We start from the raw sequence: 16,859 nt of genomic DNA, 5'->3' as shown, positions 1-16,859 counted from the left end.
CATAACGTATATTATGTTCATTAGCGTACTCGGCATCGTGAATATAATTTTACTAGGATTCACGATGTCGAGCTGTAGCACCAACTGAGGTTGTGTAGGCTACAGTCTTGGATATGCTATTTAACATAATATACATTATACGAAATATAACTTATTTATAAAAAGCCACTTATATGTAGCTTCTTATAAATAAGTTATATCACATCAAATTCAATTCGACGATTCTTCTTGCGCCCATCAGCCGTAGCATTATCAGCAACAGGTTTATTTGCTCCCATTCCTTCAACACTTAAACGCTCTTCAGCGATATGCTTGTTGATCAAATAGTTTTTTACAGCAATAGCTCGCTCTTTACTTAAAGCTAGATTCTTTGTCGCATCACCAGAACTATCTGTATGCCCAACAATTCGGACTTTCTTTCCTCCAACCTTATTTAAAGCCAGCGCCATTTCATCTAAAATCTGTGTCCCACTTACAGCTAAAATGGCACTGCCAGATTCAAATTCGATAATTCGATTTTTAAGCGCATCATCAATAATTTGTTGTTCTGCCTGATTTACAGAAAATTGCGTATTTAAGCGATAAGGCGGTATGACTAAACCCTGAAATAAGTTTGTTATGGGCTGGATATCCATTGAGCTCATTACTTTTCCATTGAGTTCCATCTGCGTACCACGTACGGACAATTTCCCTTGATGTACTTTTTTTAGCTCTGGAATCACCAAATTCGCTACAGACTCACTCCAACCCGATGGTGCATTTACAGCTTTAACTTGTATTTTATCAATAATTTGATCTGCACCATAAATGCTGTACATTTTAGCTAATATGGTTTGCTTACTGGCTTGATTGGGAACAATGCCTTCTACAATAACCGGCTCTGCCCAAACGTTGACACCGAAAAGCAGTGTTAAACTGAATAGAATTTCCGTTGTTGTAATTTTATAATTTATTTTCATATCTCATTAATCTATAAATGTTTTTTTAAAAATTTTTACGCCTTGCATTAAGCTTAATTGCCTCTCACTTAATGCTTGTTCAAGGGTTGCCAAACCAGCATTTTGTTCTAAATAAGGGTCGATCCAATTTGCATTGACCAATGAAACCCAACGACCTGTATCCATTTTCTGTGTAAAAATTTCACTTAATGTCAGAATATCAGCACCTTGAAAACCAAATAGTAAGATCGGTTTTTCGTCATGAGAGATGCCTATCAAGAGCTCTGCATTTTGATTTTGAATAAAATAACTGATTAACTTGACCCAAAAAGCTGCAATTTCGTAGCAATAAGCAGCGTTATGAATAGGTAAAATCAAAACTTTGGTAAGGCGACTTGTCCCTTGCTGAATAACTGGTTGTAGCAACAAACCTAATCCAATCATACTTTGGGCAAACTCGTAACTACTAATTTTTAGTAATTGTGCAAATGAGTGGATTGTATGATGTTCATAAAATGCAGAGGCTTCAACATGATTAAAAACCTGAATTTCATTCTGTAATTTCGTCAACTTATCCAATAATATATTTTCATCGCGTAGTGACCGCATTACACGGTTTTTTTGAAACAAATCAATCAAAGTTTGTTTATAGCGGTATGGTGCATAAATAATATGCTGGAAACTATCATCAACCTCCAATAAATGGCTTAAGACCATTGGAAATTGGCGCCCTGAACTATCATGGCTTGCAATTAAATTTGCCACAAGAAAATGATTTTCTTGTGGGTTTGCAATGAAAAAGTCTAATGATGGTAATTTCTCATAAGCTTGAGCAAAGTTTTCCGATTGCATCGCATGTTCTAAAGCTTCCGTAATCCATTGGTCAATCACCTGAATTAAAGCATATTGTCCACGTGTTTTTAAGAAATCGCCATGTGCTGGGTATTTTCCATAATATAAAGGCAATGTACGCAGTTCATCCATATCGGCACGCCTCCTTATCCCATGTCTTCCATAAAATCATGAACGTGGCTCCTGCAAATTTGTAGGAGCTTTTAAACTCACCGCTGTTGCTACAGGTGCTGTTTGTGCAGCCACCACACGAACGGATTTAGTTGAAACCACTTGATCAACTAATTGCATACCGTTATAGCTACGTTGCCCTCCTACTCCACCACTGGCATCCCCGCTGATTAAACGGAAGTTAACTTTTACAGCAAGTTCAGGATTTTGTTGATTTTTCCATATCATTTCATAGCTTCCACCACGTTGCGTACGTTGTGCACTGTCAATTAAACGATTAATCCCGTACTCACCTGGAGCCTCAAAAATCGTATGGGTTTTTCCATCTAAATCAATAGCTGTAATACGTGCACCTGGAATTGCACCTGCATTTGGCCAAACAAAGTTCACCCACTGCTGAACCCCATTTTCATAGAGCATACGTTGTCCATCAATATCAATGGTATATGATAGAAGTTTAGTATTTTCAATTGGATAAAATTGAAAATTAGATTGATTTTGGGCTACTGGTGCAGATGAAGTTTGATTTAACTCTCCTGTGGCCATGCCACGACTTGGCGCAACATAAGTTTGAAAATTTACAACAAATTGTGGATTCAAACTGATACCTAGATCTTTCCAAGTCTTCGATGTCAAAGTATATCCACGACGAATGACCAACGGATCAAGTGTCTCTTTTACATAACGTGCAATACTGCCATTCTCCCCGAGAACTTGACTGATCTCACTGCTGGTGGCTTGTAAAGTTGCAGAAGAGTTAAACGGATATTTCTTACTCAAACCACTATTAAATGGTTGATATACCTGCATTTGCCAAAGTTTATTCATCTCATTTTGTGCTGGAATAATTAAACTCTCAAATGACTGTGTAAGGGGTGACATAAGTAGCTTTTGTAGTATTTTTTGATCTGGCTCAGACAACCCAACAGACATTTTTTCATCTACCAGTTTTTGCGTTGTATTGAATACTGAATTTTGCTCATTAATGGTAGATTTAACCAAGCTTATTGTAGCTGGCCCAACGTCACCAGAGCTTTTTAGATCATTGAATTTGCTACGAACTTGTGCCAAAGACTGCATATATTCATCAAGCAAAGATTTATTTTGTTGATCATCACGTTTACGGACCAACTGATAAAACATTTGAAACTCTTTGGAAATAGGCCCTTGAGCTTGGTTTAAGATAGTTGCATTAAGTTTTGCATCATCACGTCTTAAGACTTTACGTTTAAACCAAGCAACAAATCCAGTCTGTGGTGCTGCAAGTTCAGCCATTACAACAGGATTATCCCAACTAGTCTCTGTCGCAACTCGATCAAACACACTGCGAATTGGTGAGTTTTTTGGTTCACCTAAAACTTGGATAAAATTCGTTTGTTGAGCATAATCACTTGCTTTCGCATAATGTATGCCCGTCAGAAATTTTCTCCACTCCGCAATATATTCCTTTTTATATAAGTCAGTTAGCTGTTTTCTGATTTGATCTGGACTACCGCTAAAGCTTAAATCGTCAGATTGCGTGCTATTTAGCACCCAATCTTTGGTGTCTGTTGGGCGCTTGGCAACTTCATCAATAGCTTGTTCGATATATTCAGACCATGCGGCATGTGTAAACATGCCTGGTAGTGCATAACTACCTAAAATTGTATTTTGATTCGTCTCACCCAACATCTGTTTTATGGTCAATGCAGGATAACGAACTGCTGCCCGCATTTTGAGTTCATTATAAACACGATCTCGTGCAGGCATACCTCGCACTACAGACAACAAGACTTGACGTGTTTGATCCACCACTAGACTATCTGAGCTTAGGACTGGAAACTTAGGATCATTTGTTAAAGTCATACTATATGACAGCACTTGCTCAGCTTTTTGAATCATTTCACCGCGTGGCATTTGTCCACGATTATTGTCTAACCACGACCGCCAAAAACGAGTCACTTGGTCACTTAAATGACTGGCATCCATATATTGAGCATTACCCATCATCAAATAGGCTTTTAATGCATTGTATGCATCTTGTGGATTCGTATCACTCGGCTCTAAATATTGCTGTGTTTTTGAAACAGGTGTTAGCTTTACATTGCTATGATTGGTTCGCAATTGCTCTTCATTGGCTTTAACACGTTGTAAATATTGAGTAATATTTTGCTGCGTTGGAACCAATATAATTTGTTGAACACCTTTTAAGTATTCAGTTTTAAGTTTCTCATGCAGCTCATCTCCTTGATATAAACCAAAAGCAAACTTTAGTGGTCGATCTTGCTCAAATTGATCGAGTTGTTGCATACGTTCTTGTAAAATTAACAGTGCGTTAAGCTGTGTGGACAACTCTTGACCTGACTGTTTTTCAAGTAACACAACCTTTTCTAAGTCAGCCCGTACATCGGTAATCAGTTGTTGATTATTACGATAAGACCAAACCCATAGACTTAAAATAAGAGCCACACCAAATAAAGCGGTAACGAATGCAATATACCGTTGACGTTTACGCGTTGGGTTGATGTGTTGCTTAACTAAGTTTTTGTCTTTTAAAATAACGTCTGAAAATAGACCTTTTAAAAAATAACCATGATTTTGTGAAATTGAACGTGTTGGAATACCGCTGTCATTACCCAAACCTTTCTGTAATAAAAAGTCTTGTGCAATTTGTTCAGTCATTGGGCTTTCGATGATACCTTCTTGTAGCGCACTCGTGAAATAAAAACCACGAAAAACAGGCTTAAATTGATAAGGATTATCTTCGAAAAGTGTACCAATAAACGTTTTCAATGCAGGCTTTAAGCTCTTAAACTCCAAAGGAAAAGTCATTACGCTTGGCGAGATATTCTGAGCGTGTCGACGGCTAAGATGTGTGGTACTCACCCCTTTCAAACCGTCGTATAAAATTGAATAATGTTTCTCAAATAACTCAACCGCATGGTTTGATGCATCTGTATTATAAGGTAACGTTGCACCCCAAACCTGATCAAACTCGTTCACTTCATAGCATTCAAAAAACTCTGTAAAACCAGCGATCAAATCCATTTTCGAAAAGACCAGATAAACTGGAGAGAAAACCTCTAAACGTTCAGTTAGATCTTGAATACGTGCACGTAAATTTTTCGCAAGTTTAATTGATTTTTCAGGACTATTACTGACTAACTCGGCAATACTCACAATCACAATCAAACCGTTAATAGGTGCCTTGGAACGATTCTTTTTTAGAATATTTAATAAACCTAACCACTCAAAATGGTCATCCGCATAAATGGAGTAACGCCCTGCGGTGTCCAATAAGACTCCTTCTGTTGAAAAAAACCAATCACACTGGCGTGTTCCACTTAAACCGGCAGAAACTGATCTTTGATGTGTCTCTTCAAAAGGAAATTTTAGACCCGAGTTATAAATGGCTGAGCTTTTCCCAGCAGCGGGATTACCAATCACCATATACCATGGCAATTCATATAAGGCTGCATTGCCTTTCTTATCGCCTAGTTTAGATTTCCGAATCAATTGGATAGACTCTTTCATCTGTTGTTGAATCAAATGAAGCTCATCGTTGTTTTTCTGCTTTCCATATTCAGCTTTCGTATCATGGGCAATGGCGTCAGCAAGCACCTCACCTTGTGCAGCATGCCGACGACGCATAATCAATAAATACACACCCCAAATCACAAGCCCTAATACATAACAGATCATTAGAGCCCAAAAAACTTTGGCGGGAATCGTGTTATACATTGCAAATAACGCAACAAGACAAGATAAAGCGATAATGGCCTTAGGATTCGTCACATACTGCCAAACATAACCTAATACGTTGTAAAATAAAGAATTCACGTTACTCTCTTATTCTTTTTTAATTTAAATGGATTGTGCTAATTTTTCATTCATGTCTTCATATGCTTGTATAAAGCAATGCGTTGAAGATTGATCTACGCTATAGATCATTGTCATAAGTTCATCTGGAAAATGCATACTCAGCATAAAACCGAATACTTTAGCCAAATGCTGCGTATCACCAAGACTTTGTTTTGTATAAATAAAATGGTGTGGCTCAATATGGCTTTGACTAAAAGCATGATTGACCTTTTTTATGGTTGGAATATTTGTCATATCATCCAATATCAACACAAAAGGCTGAACGGGCTTCAATTGCTCTAAGCTCACTATGTGCTCAGTTGGAAGTTGATCTAAGATATTGTCCACATTTAAACCAATATTCAGTTTTTTTTGTGGTGTAGTCTCTAATAGTTGTAAAAAAGATGCAGCCAAACACCAACTCGATGCATATTCTGAGGGTAAGTAACGATCCGTCAGCCATGTTTTTTCATCTAGCAACTCTTGATCAATTTCAGAGTCAACATTAAGAATCAATGAAATTTCTTCTAGTTGCTTAGACAGTTGTGCCAACAACAACACCCAATCTTTATAGGCAGTTTCTTGACTCAAATAATGATGTTCAATTTGGATTTGCGCAGTGATGATCCCTAAAGACCTTAAATAATGCTCCACAATTTCAAAACTTTGTGCTTCATTCCAAAAATGTAAAACCGACTCAGATAACAAAATATGGATATGAATACGATTCAGTTTCGTTACACTTTTAATGCTTTCCTGATCGTCTTGTACATCAGATGCATATTCACTATTCGGATCAATCCAAGCGGGATGCATTCGATATTCATAAGCTAACTCGCTGTCATAAAATAACGCAGATTGTTTTAAGTGCTGCGCAATTTGCCACAATGTTTCAGCATGCTGTTCAAGTTGATGCTCAATCAATGCTTGAATACGCTGGTGACGAGGATGCTCTATCTCAAATTCATCTTCTTTATCTGCATTTGTAATGACATTGTCTAGCGCTTGTATACGATAGGACAACATTGGAAGCCCATAATTATTCTGTAATTGAGTATCTAACTCAGGGCTTTTAAACTTTTGCAGTTCATCAATAATTGTTTCATTTTCTCCCAAAGCACTATAAGCAGCTGAAGAATAAATATTAAGTTGGATCCATTCGATATCAACAGGTTTTGCTTGTTTTTCTACAGCTTCTATCTGTTGACTTTGTGCCAACTCATCTTGCTTTCGTTGCTCTTTACGTTGTTGTTGTGCTTTCCATACTCTGTAGATAGCCCAAGGCAACCATAAAATCACACTGATCAATAAGGGAAGTAAAAGCAAATGACGAACTAAATCAATTGCACTTGGGTCATAACCAGTATCACGCCAATAAAAAACAACAACACCACACACCAGTAACAATGAGCTCACAAGTGTTGCAATAAAAAGTTTAAGCATGTCACATTCCCATCAGTGCATAACAGGTTTCAGCGTTGTGATCTTTCTGTTTAGGCATTAAAAAAGCACCTTGGGATAAGCCCATAGTGGTTGTTGAATTCAGATGTAACGGTTGAATATCGTTTTTATTTAGAATGAGCCTTAAATCAACCGCGAGTGTTGGGCTCAACCAAGTAGACAAAATCCGTTTAATTTTTTCGCTATTTTCTTTTTTCGGTAAAAACGTTAAATATTCGCTATAAGAAACTGGGCCGACCACTATCTCTATCTTTTCGTCAATTTGACGTATCGTTTCACCACAAAAAGTATTCATTCCCAAAAGGTTTCCATTTCCTCCAAGCACTGTTCTCTGATCAACAGACAGAGTAAATTTTTCTTCGATGAACTCAGAAACCTTGATATTTTGTTTAAGCACAGCACTCAACATGGTCTTCAAAGCATGTACTGTATTATTTTGCCCCTGCATTAAACCTGCAAATTCAGCAAAATAATCATCTAAATCTGGTTGATGGTGCTGTGAGCGAATATATCCATTAAGAGCGTGCAAAATATCTAAATAATGGTTCTCTGCTTCAATTTCATAGCGCACAGGTAAATGATAAGCCAAGCATGCATCGACATATTGGGTCGTCAACTTATGATTGAACAAACCTAAAAAATGAATAGTCTCCTCGCGTTGGATACGGGGACTGTGTCTAATTTTCTGGGTATAGCTATAGGGTAAGCTTCCATGAATACCTGTTAGCCCGACCATTAAATTGGTTAAATGAATTTTCTCCTCATCAAGACTTAAACTTTCAATCTCTGTATCGGGAAAATTAAGATTTAAAGAACTATGAAATCTAAATGGCTTGGCCCAATCTCCCTTGATTTCCTTGTTTGAATCTGCTGTCTGCCGTAATAATCGTGTTGCTTGAATAAACTCAAAGGCACGCGGTTGTTCAATCAAGGCCCCAATTACAGAAGTGTCTTGCCACCAACGTTCTGTACGCATTGGTATAACTCCTGTTGTGTATAAGCATCGGATATAACAACATCAACAAAACTGTTCATGTGTACTTTTAAATTGAAAACATGTGCTAAAAGCTGGCTAAAAATGAATAAGCTATGCCCCCGGAAAACCTTTGAATCAATCGCTAGTTTTACTTTTAAACCACGGACAAATAATGGAAAAGGTTTTGCCTCTACCATTTTTTGAGTAAGAGAAAAATCAACCATTTGAATTGAATTAATAATCAGTTGATTTTCTTTTGATTTGGGTAAATTATAGAGTTCAAGTAATTCCTTAATATGACTTAAGGTCTCTCCTTTCATTAAGGACAAAGTATTTAATGAAAGATGTGAAATAACTCTCCATTGTTCTTTTTTATTTTTCTCAAAAACATAGGGTTTATTGGGTCTTTTTAGAACCACCGCTCGCCGTGCAAGACTACTGTCATTCAAACTCAGAATACTATTAGTCTGACTTAACGCTTCATGGGGTAAGTCACGATTGGAACACAGTAATTGTGTACTAATGAAGTCTGATTTAGTGCTTTCTGGCGAAAGCTGCTTTGAGATAATACTATATACTGTTTCTGTATATTTATTATGCAAATGGGCTGAATTTAAACTATAAAAAAATTGAGTATCTGGATCTTGATAATGACTCATTGCAAAAAAAGGATAAATATCAAATGCTGTTTGTTCTTGATTTGATTTTTCACGGATCATCTGCATTCTAGTGATACTATATATTTGATAATACTCAGGATGATGTGCATCTGTAATTAAAGGGTATTCTAATTGCTTATGATTTATTTTCTGTGGTTCTGCTTGTTTCCTAAATAAATTCACTGCTGGAGTAACATATAATTTAAAGTTTGCAATATTTAATTCTGAGTAATTTTTTATATTCACTTGATCATTTAAATTAAGTTTTAGGTGAATTAAAATTTCAAAATAATGCTGACCTTTATCTAGATGTTTTAAAAAATCTAACTTCATATTTAGAAAGCTAAACTTTTCGGGGAAGCAAAAATACTCCATCAATAGCCGATAAGCATGATGTGTATGCTGATCTAATGGCAGTAAGCTTTCATCTTCTGAGAAACCTTGAGTACAAAAAGGATTTTTAATATCAATCAGATGATGACCGTATTTCAATGAAAACCCAGTATTTGATTGAAACACTGCATCCAAAACCTGGAGTGGAAAATTAGATATAGCATCCAGATAAATAGGTAAGCATTCTTTTTCTAAAATGCGCTGAGATTGATTAAAAAGATTAAAACCTAAAGTAAGGGTAGCGTTTTGATTTAAGTGTATATGTGCACTGGGATGTGTTTTAAAACTGAGTTGACACAACTCAAGTGGTAATAGTTTTAACTCTTGGGTGGTATTAAATTCGCACTGCACTCCTTTAAAACTACGTGACTTAATCGTGGTATTCTTCGGAACAACATGTGCTTCTGTTAATTGTTTACACTTATTTAAATCTTCCAAACTAAGTATAGTACATGCAGGAAAAGGCTTTAAATATTGTGGAAACATCACCTCAAACAGCGATCGCGTAAAGACGTCATAACTGTCTACAAGTTTTTTATCAATTCTAGCTGCAATCAAAGAAAAAGACTGAATTAAGCGCTCAATATGCGGATCATCAATTTGTTCTTGGTTTAAAGACAACCGTTGAGCAATTTTAGGATATTTTTGTGCAAATTCGCGTGATTGCTGTCCAAATTCTTGTAATTGTTTTTCATAGTAAGGTAATAACTCTTCAATCACAAATCACCCAATTAAGATCGTGCAGAAATAACATATTGTTGTGTTGTTGGTTTGAGTAAAGCATCAAAAATAACAGGCTCATACAATGGATGAATATTTAAATAAGCTTGAATACTCAAACATAAGGCTCCCATATTCTGCCCATCAAATAACATTTCGACTTTAACCTGTTTTAGTCTTGGCTCATGTGCGGTAATAGAACATGCGATAGACTGACATATTTTATCTCGGTCTAAGGGGTTAGCCGTCGAAAGCCCAACAAAATCAATGATCCCAAACTGTAAAATGGATTTTTTTACTAAGGGAAAGGCATCAATAACTGAGTCGAAATTTGCCATACGACTATTAAGTAATTCTTCTAAATCATACGCGACAGACTCGCGCAACTCTTGAAGAGACATCCCCTGCCGATCCTGCTCACTTGTAGGCAACAATCGGTCAAATAGTGTTTTTCTAAAACCATATGGATAAAGTTGATCTAGGTTCATATTGACTAGAATTTTCCTACATGAAAAATAAGGGCTAATATAAGTTAGCCCTTATTTTTGAAGCATATTTATGCAGCGTACGATGCGGTATTATTTGACAGTGACCATTTCTTGGTCACTGCACCTTTTTGCGTACCATTAATATCTTGCTGGTTATACGTCCATTCCACTGCGGCATATTTCAAACCGAAGCTCTCAATTGGTACACCTTCTTCACTCACTGTTGGTGTAACACTTGAAACCAACACATGCTTTAACTTGATTTGCAGATATTTAATACGTTTATCACCATTCGCTCGATAAAAATCAATCTGAACTTCGTCAAAGGTATATCCCGCTGAACATGCTTCCCATAGCTTTGGGCTGGTTGCATCTAAATCTTTCACAAAAATCATGTCAGAGTGTTCTACACGTTCAGCTGTATGGCCACCTACACTTGAGGATGTTGCGGACTTCGGTTGGCGAATGTTATGTGACCAAGAATTTACCTCCAACCAGCCTTTATGTTCAGCATCGCGTGATACACCATCGACTTTGTACTTACCACGAAATTGTACGTATATATCTTTCATTTTTAATATTTTCCTATTTTAAAGTTATTATGTGTTGGCATTCAAAATTAATTTGAGGACTGAGGTAATTCAGTAACAAGTCGCAGTGATACTGACAACTCGTCCAACTGGAAATGTGGTCTTAAGAAAACCACAGATTTGTAGTGCCCTGGCTGTGCAGGATTCTCTACAACTTTGACAGAGGCTTCACGAAGTGGATATTGCGCTTTCGCTTCTTGTGAAGCGCCGTCATCAAGTAAGATATATTGGGCTAACCATTCATTTAAAAATGCTTCGACATTTCCAGCAGATGCGAAGCTACCGACTTTATCCCGCATCATGGCTTTTAGATAATGTGCAATACGTGACACTGCCATAATGTATTGAATTTGACTTGATAAAGCTGAGTTTGCATTCGCAGAATCGCTATCATACTTTTTCGGTTTCTGCGTCGACTGTGCGCCAAAAAATGCTGCGTAATCTGTATTTTTGCAATGGACAAGCGGAATGAAACCCAGATCACTGAGTTCTTTTTCGCGACGGTCTGTAATTGCAATCTCAGTTGGACATTTAAAGACAACCTCACCATCATTAGTCTTAAATGTGTGGACAGGTAAGCCCTCTACTAAACCGCCACCTTCTACACCACGAATCGCTGCACACCAACCATGCATATCAAAAGCATTGGTTAAACGGGTTGCAAATGCATAAGCAGCATTCATCCATAAATAGTCATGATGATTTTGTCCAGTCACTTCTTCGACAAAATTAAAGCCTTCGGTCGCAGTACCTTCTTTAGGGTGATATGGCAAACGGCCTAGTACTCGTGGCATGGTCAATGCCACATATCGCGCATCATCACTTTCACGGAATGAGCGCCATTGCACATATTCAGCCGTCTCGAAGATTTTTGAAACCTCTCGAGGGCGGTCTATATCTGTAAAAGATTCTAGGCCTAAAATGCTTGAATCTGCTGCAGAGATAAACGGTGCATGTGCTGCTGCTGCAACATGCGAAATTTGTTCAAGCAAATACATATCTGAAGGCGTGCGGTCAAACTCAAAATCACCAACTAATGTGGCATATGGCGCTCCACCAAATGAACCATACTCTTCTTCATATATTTTTTTGAACAGTGTGCTTTGATCAAAATCTGTTGCACCTTGAAAATCCTTAATTAGCTCTTTTTTTGTAGTATTCAACATCCGAATTTTAATAAGCGGATTAGATGGCGTTTCCTGACAAAAATAATATAAACCACGCCATGTCGATTCAATTTTTTGAAATTGTTCATCGTGCATGATTCTGCTGAGTTGAGTCGAAATGAGCGCATCAATTTCTGCAATACGTTTATCAATAGATAAGGTCATATTTTCTGAAACAGTAATTGTTCCAGCCATCACTTCTTTAGCTAATTCACCAATTAGACTTTTAGCACGATCATGTTCTTCTTCATTACGCGCTATACGACTTCTTTCAACGATTGAGTCTAATAACGTAAATTCTTCTGTAGTGTCTTGAGCTACTGCTGTAGATTGAAAATTATTCATTCTCTGCCTCCACACTCATTTTGCGCACTTGGTCAGTATTTTGTAAAACTTGATCTAACAAATCTTCTAAACGTTCATTGTTTGAAATTTTATTTCGTAAATCCGTCAAACGTTCACGTGCTTCTACCAACTTTCGTAACGGATCGACCTGTTGAACCACGTTTTCAGGACGAAAATCCTCCATAGATTTAAAAGTCAGATCGACTGACATTCGACCACCGTCATCAGTTAAAGTATTTTCAACTTGATAAGTTGCTCGAGGCAATAATGACTCCATAACTTCATCAATGTTTTCTAAATCAACATTAATGAATTTTTTATCTTTAAGCTTGGTTTTTTCTAGTTCAGAGGCTGCTGAAAAATCTCCTAAAACCCCCACAACGAAAGGTAATTCCTTAATTTCTTTACCATCCCCCACTTCAACATCGTATGTTAATTGGACACGCGGTGGTCGAATGCGCTGTAGCTTTTTTTGTACACTTTCACGTTTAGCCATGTAAAAATCCTGTTCGTTATTCTTTCAATTTAAGTTTTAAAGCGCATTAAATGGATTTGCGTTCGATTTATTTAAAGATTCAACTGATTGTATTTTTTCAACTTTTTTTGTTTTTACTTGCTGAGTAGTTACCTTTTTTGTTGTTTTTTTAGAACTAGTAACAGCAGGCTTGCGTGTTGTTTTTTTGGAGGTCTTCAGCACAACTGCTTTTGCGTCACTGGTGTCTGGTGCTGGTAGAGAATTTTGTATGCTCTGTGACAAGTTTTTAGCAGGCGGATAGGTTAAGTCTGCTGATAAATAACGCATTTCTTCTTGGCGCATATAGTCTAATGCCGCATTTGCAATCGCAATACCCGCTAAAAACCGCGTATCTGTAAGTGAAGAGTGCTGTATATTTTGAGCATTTAATGTTTCAACCAATTGTAACGCTTTATAATTTTTCCCAAGCTCTTGATAGCGTTTTGCCGCCTGGACTGAAAGCTGATTTTTTAAGACATCATCTTTTTTATTTTTCTTATCACAAAGCTGCATATATAAATGCAGTAAATTCTGATCAGTTTCTCCACTAACCAGTGGATATGCCTTAATACACTTATTGCTTAGCTGAAACACACCTTCTTTGTCTGCAAAAGTAAGTGACGTCGCAGCCAATAGAATGGATGTAGATAAAATAAAATAGTAACTTTTCAAAATTTGCCTCAAACTTATTATGAATAAAAAATTAAAATTATTATGGGTATAACTTCAAATTAATATTTAGCGACCTAAACTCTCGCTTCTTTATTGGTTATTTAATACGCTGAGATTTAACAAAAACATCCCACCTAAAGTCAAGAAATAAATGTTCCGAACAAAAGAATTTTGATCTTTTTATGTTCTCTTTTTGTAATTTTATATCTTTTTTATCTAAAAATGATTTGTGTATTCTTAGGTCATATATATAAAATAGCAAAAAATAGTATTTTAAATTAAATATAAAACACTAATTTATATAAAAATTTAGCTTTAACCAAAAAAACAAATTGCTATTGGCACATGATTGCTTGTTAAAGCCTTGCTATAAACCATGACTGAGTTATATATGAATAACCTTAAAATTCTAATTAAGAAACTATCTAATCACGCACGTATTGGGTTAGAAAAATCAGCAAATAGTTGTATTAATCAACAAAATTATGAAATTGAAATTGAACATTTCTTTCTGGAATTATTGTCACAATCAGAGACGAATGATCTTCTTTTATTACTGGAAAAATACAATATTTCTCATGCAGATTTAGTTATTGATTTACAGCTCAGCCTTTCGCACTTACCCAAGGGAAATGTTCGGACACCAATTTTTGCCCAATCTATAGTTCGTTTATTAGAACAGGCATGGTTACTTGCGTCTGCTGAACAAAATTCCATCATTAGAACTGGGCATTTATTGATTGCACTACTAACTGCGCCTGATTTGTACCAAATCGCATCACGTGCCTCAAGTCTTTTTGAACTATTTCCAATTGATACAATGAAGCATAAGTTTATAGACCTATGCACTAACAGTAGTGAGCAAGATTTCTATCATCAAACAGTTTTAACACCAACTGACGTTCCAATACTTCCCACTTTAAACAAGACATTAGCGCTGGATCAATACACCATTAATTTGACTGACAAAGCCAAAAATGGGCGAATTGATCCAGTCATTGGGCGTGAATTTGAAATCCGTTTAATGCTTGATATTTTGATGCGCCGACGTCAAAACAACCCCATACTGACAGGTGAACCAGGTGTAGGAAAAACAGCAGTTGTCGAAGGTCTTGCACTCAAAATTGTCAACAACCAAGTCCCTGACGCTTTAAAAAATGTACAACTTCATATTCTCGATATGGGGCTATTACAGGCAGGTGCGAGTGTTAAAGGAGAATTTGAAAATCGTTTAAAGCAGGTGATTGAAGAAGTTCAAAGTTCGAGCCATCCTATTATTTTATTTATAGATGAAGCACATACCTTAATTGGTGCAGGTGGACAAGCAGGACAAAATGATGCTGCTAATTTATTAAAACCTGCATTGGCACGTGGTGAGTTACGTACCATTGCAGCCACGACTTGGGCTGAATATAAACAATATTTTGAAAAAGATGCGGCTCTTAGCCGACGCTTCCAAGTCATTAAAGTTGAAGAGCCAACAGAAGAAGTGGCTATTGATATGTTACGTGCCATGCTTCCCGTGATGACCAAACATTTTAATCTCAATATAGATGATGAAGCAGTCATCGCTGCAGTAAATTCTTCACATCGTTATATCAGTGGTCGTCAACTTCCTGATAAGGCCATTAGTGTACTCGACACGGCTGCTGCTCGTGTTGCGCTCACCCAAAATGCGCAGCCTGTAAAGTTAGATCAACAACTGGCTCAACAACATAATCTAAAACTTGAATACAAAATTTTGGAGAATGAGCACCAGAATCTGCCAATTCATCATGAACGCTTACAAGATTTAAAGCACAAACTAACACTGCTAGATACAGAGATTAATTTGACACAAAAGCAATGGCATAAAGAGCGTTCACTCGTTGAAAAAATTAAACTACGACAAAAAGATTTAAATCATCAAAATGTTCAAAAAGAAATTGCAACATTACGTGAAGAATTAGCTGAAATACAAGGTCAAAGTCCATTGGTCTTTGAACGTGTTAATGCGCAAATGATTACTGAAATTATTTCAGATTGGACAGGTATTCCTGTCGGCAATATGTTGAATGATGAAATCCAACAGATTTTAACATTAGAGGATAAGCTTTCAGCTCGCGTCATGGGACAACACTATGCCCTTCACCAACTGGTTCAGGGTATTAAAACATCTAAAGCAAAACTGGATGATCCGAACAAACCACAAGGTGTATTCATGCTTGTTGGTCCAAGTGGTGTAGGTAAAACAGAGACTGCTCTTGCTTTAGCCAATGAACTTTATGGTGGAGAATCACATCTTATTACGATTAATATGTCTGAATATCAAGAAGCACATACTGTTTCCTCTTTGAAAGGTGCTCCTCCTGGTTATGTTGGTTATGGACAAGGCGGCATATTAACAGAGGCTGTTCGGCGGAATCCCTATAGTGTTGTCCTGCTCGATGAAATAGAAAAAGCGCACAATGATGTTCAAGAATTATTCTATCAAGTCTTTGATAAAGGGACACTGGAAGATGGTGAAGGCCGACTTATTGACTTCAAAAATACCACGATCCTTTTAACATCAAATGTCGGTTCAACTGCAATTATGCAAGCTTGCATTAATCAACCTGTTGATACATGGCCAAGCGCAGAAAACTTAATTGAACATCTAAAGCCAAGTCTATATAAACAATTTAAGCCTGCATTTTTAGGACGCATGCAGATCGTTCCGTATTTACCTTTACATGATGATTTATTGGTTGAAATTATTCATCATAAAATCAGTAAAATAACAGCTCGTCTTGAAAAACAGTATCAAACCAAAGTTCACTATACAGACGACTTAGTCGAGTTGCTATTGAGCCGCTGTACGGAAGTCGATAGCGGTGCGCGTAATATAGATCACATTTTAAATGCTACGGTATTGCCTGCTTTAGCAACTGAAATTTTAATGGCATTAGCGGAAAATAATGTGCCTAAAGTGATTTATATCAATGCTAAAGATGATGAAATCACCTACCGTTTAGATCCAATTGAAAAAACAAAAGTTCCCAAAAAACGTCAGCCGAATAAAAAACAAGTAGATCAAGCCTAACCCAATTTATAGA

General features: G+C 36.8%; 12 protein-coding genes. 1 reads left to right on the top strand and 11 read right to left on the bottom strand.

Features of this window, described 5'->3' with window-relative positions:
• Positions 1-194: 194 nt before the first annotated feature.
• From B4F08_RS08000 to B4F08_RS07950, 11 genes are all read right to left on the bottom strand, one after another.
• On the bottom strand, positions 195-959 hold the full coding sequence (locus tag B4F08_RS08000; RefSeq protein ID WP_291374063.1) for an OmpA family protein: 765 nt from the start codon (positions 957-959) through the stop codon (positions 195-197).
• A 6-nt stretch (positions 960-965) separates the two neighbouring features.
• Positions 966-1,922 (bottom strand): type VI secretion system-associated protein TagF, encoded by a 957-nt coding sequence (gene tagF / locus B4F08_RS07995; protein WP_110975028.1) that lies wholly within the window; start codon positions 1,920-1,922, stop codon positions 966-968.
• 36 nt (positions 1,923-1,958) lie between these two features.
• Positions 1,959-5,780, bottom strand: a complete 3,822-nt coding sequence (tssM, locus tag B4F08_RS07990; RefSeq protein WP_291374062.1) for a type VI secretion system membrane subunit TssM — start codon at positions 5,778-5,780, stop codon at positions 1,959-1,961.
• A 24-nt stretch (positions 5,781-5,804) separates the two neighbouring features.
• Positions 5,805-7,244, bottom strand: a complete 1,440-nt coding sequence (locus B4F08_RS07985) for a hypothetical protein (RefSeq protein ID WP_291374061.1) — start codon at positions 7,242-7,244, stop codon at positions 5,805-5,807.
• A 1-nt stretch (position 7,245) separates the two neighbouring features.
• Entirely contained in the window at positions 7,246-8,238 is a 993-nt protein-coding gene (gene tssG / locus B4F08_RS07980; RefSeq protein WP_291374060.1) for a type VI secretion system baseplate subunit TssG, read from the bottom strand.
• Positions 8,202-10,010, bottom strand: coding sequence for a type VI secretion system baseplate subunit TssF (tssF, locus tag B4F08_RS07975; protein ID WP_291374059.1), 1,809 nt, complete (start codon positions 10,008-10,010; stop codon positions 8,202-8,204). Before tssF ends, tssG begins: the two co-directional genes overlap by 37 nt.
• Positions 10,011-10,021: 11 nt before the next feature.
• Positions 10,022-10,498 (bottom strand): type VI secretion system baseplate subunit TssE, encoded by a 477-nt coding sequence (gene tssE, locus B4F08_RS07970; RefSeq protein WP_291374058.1) that lies wholly within the window; start codon positions 10,496-10,498, stop codon positions 10,022-10,024.
• 68 nt (positions 10,499-10,566) lie between these two features.
• Entirely contained in the window at positions 10,567-11,070 is a 504-nt protein-coding gene (locus B4F08_RS07965) for an Hcp family type VI secretion system effector (RefSeq protein ID WP_291374057.1), read from the bottom strand.
• A gap of 47 nt (positions 11,071-11,117) precedes the next feature.
• Complete coding sequence (tssC, locus tag B4F08_RS07960) at positions 11,118-12,599, bottom strand: type VI secretion system contractile sheath large subunit (RefSeq protein WP_086210617.1); 1,482 nt, start codon at positions 12,597-12,599, stop codon at positions 11,118-11,120.
• Positions 12,592-13,095 (bottom strand): type VI secretion system contractile sheath small subunit, encoded by a 504-nt coding sequence (tssB, locus tag B4F08_RS07955; RefSeq protein WP_086210618.1) that lies wholly within the window; start codon positions 13,093-13,095, stop codon positions 12,592-12,594. The genes tssC and tssB overlap by 8 nt, the downstream gene beginning before the upstream one ends.
• A 36-nt stretch (positions 13,096-13,131) precedes the next feature.
• On the bottom strand, positions 13,132-13,785 hold the full coding sequence (locus B4F08_RS07950) for a hypothetical protein (RefSeq protein ID WP_291374056.1): 654 nt from the start codon (positions 13,783-13,785) through the stop codon (positions 13,132-13,134).
• Positions 13,786-14,176: 391 nt separating this feature from the next.
• Here B4F08_RS07950 and tssH point away from each other — a divergent pair, with 391 nt between their 5' ends.
• Positions 14,177-16,846, top strand: a complete 2,670-nt coding sequence (gene tssH, locus B4F08_RS07945) for a type VI secretion system ATPase TssH (RefSeq protein ID WP_291374055.1) — start codon at positions 14,177-14,179, stop codon at positions 16,844-16,846.
• The last annotated feature ends 13 nt before the right edge of the window (positions 16,847-16,859 follow it).

This window comes from Acinetobacter sp. UBA6720 (assembly GCF_002454215.1).
GTDB lineage: Bacteria > Pseudomonadota > Gammaproteobacteria > Pseudomonadales > Moraxellaceae > Acinetobacter.
This window is presented reverse-complemented; position numbering and strand designations above follow the sequence as displayed.

What these genes read in the sequence shown, in the direction of transcription:
- B4F08_RS08000 (WP_291374063.1), bottom strand. Translation starts at nt 959, where the DNA reads ATGAAAATAAATTATAAAATTACAACAACGGAAATTCTATTCAGTTTA.
- tssB (WP_086210618.1), bottom strand. Translation starts at nt 13,095, where the DNA reads ATGGCTAAACGTGAAAGTGTACAAAAAAAGCTACAGCGCATTCGACCA.
- tssG (WP_291374060.1), bottom strand. Translation starts at nt 8,238, where the DNA reads ATGCGTACAGAACGTTGGTGGCAAGACACTTCTGTAATTGGGGCCTTG.
- tagF (WP_110975028.1), bottom strand. Translation starts at nt 1,922, where the DNA reads ATGGATGAACTGCGTACATTGCCTTTATATTATGGAAAATACCCAGCA.
- tssE (WP_291374058.1), bottom strand. Translation starts at nt 10,498, where the DNA reads ATGAACCTAGATCAACTTTATCCATATGGTTTTAGAAAAACACTATTT.
- tssH (WP_291374055.1), top strand. Translation starts at nt 14,177, where the DNA reads ATGAATAACCTTAAAATTCTAATTAAGAAACTATCTAATCACGCACGT.
- B4F08_RS07965 (WP_291374057.1), bottom strand. Translation starts at nt 11,070, where the DNA reads ATGAAAGATATATACGTACAATTTCGTGGTAAGTACAAAGTCGATGGT.
- B4F08_RS07985 (WP_291374061.1), bottom strand. Translation starts at nt 7,244, where the DNA reads ATGCTTAAACTTTTTATTGCAACACTTGTGAGCTCATTGTTACTGGTG.
- tssC (WP_086210617.1), bottom strand. Translation starts at nt 12,599, where the DNA reads ATGAATAATTTTCAATCTACAGCAGTAGCTCAAGACACTACAGAAGAA.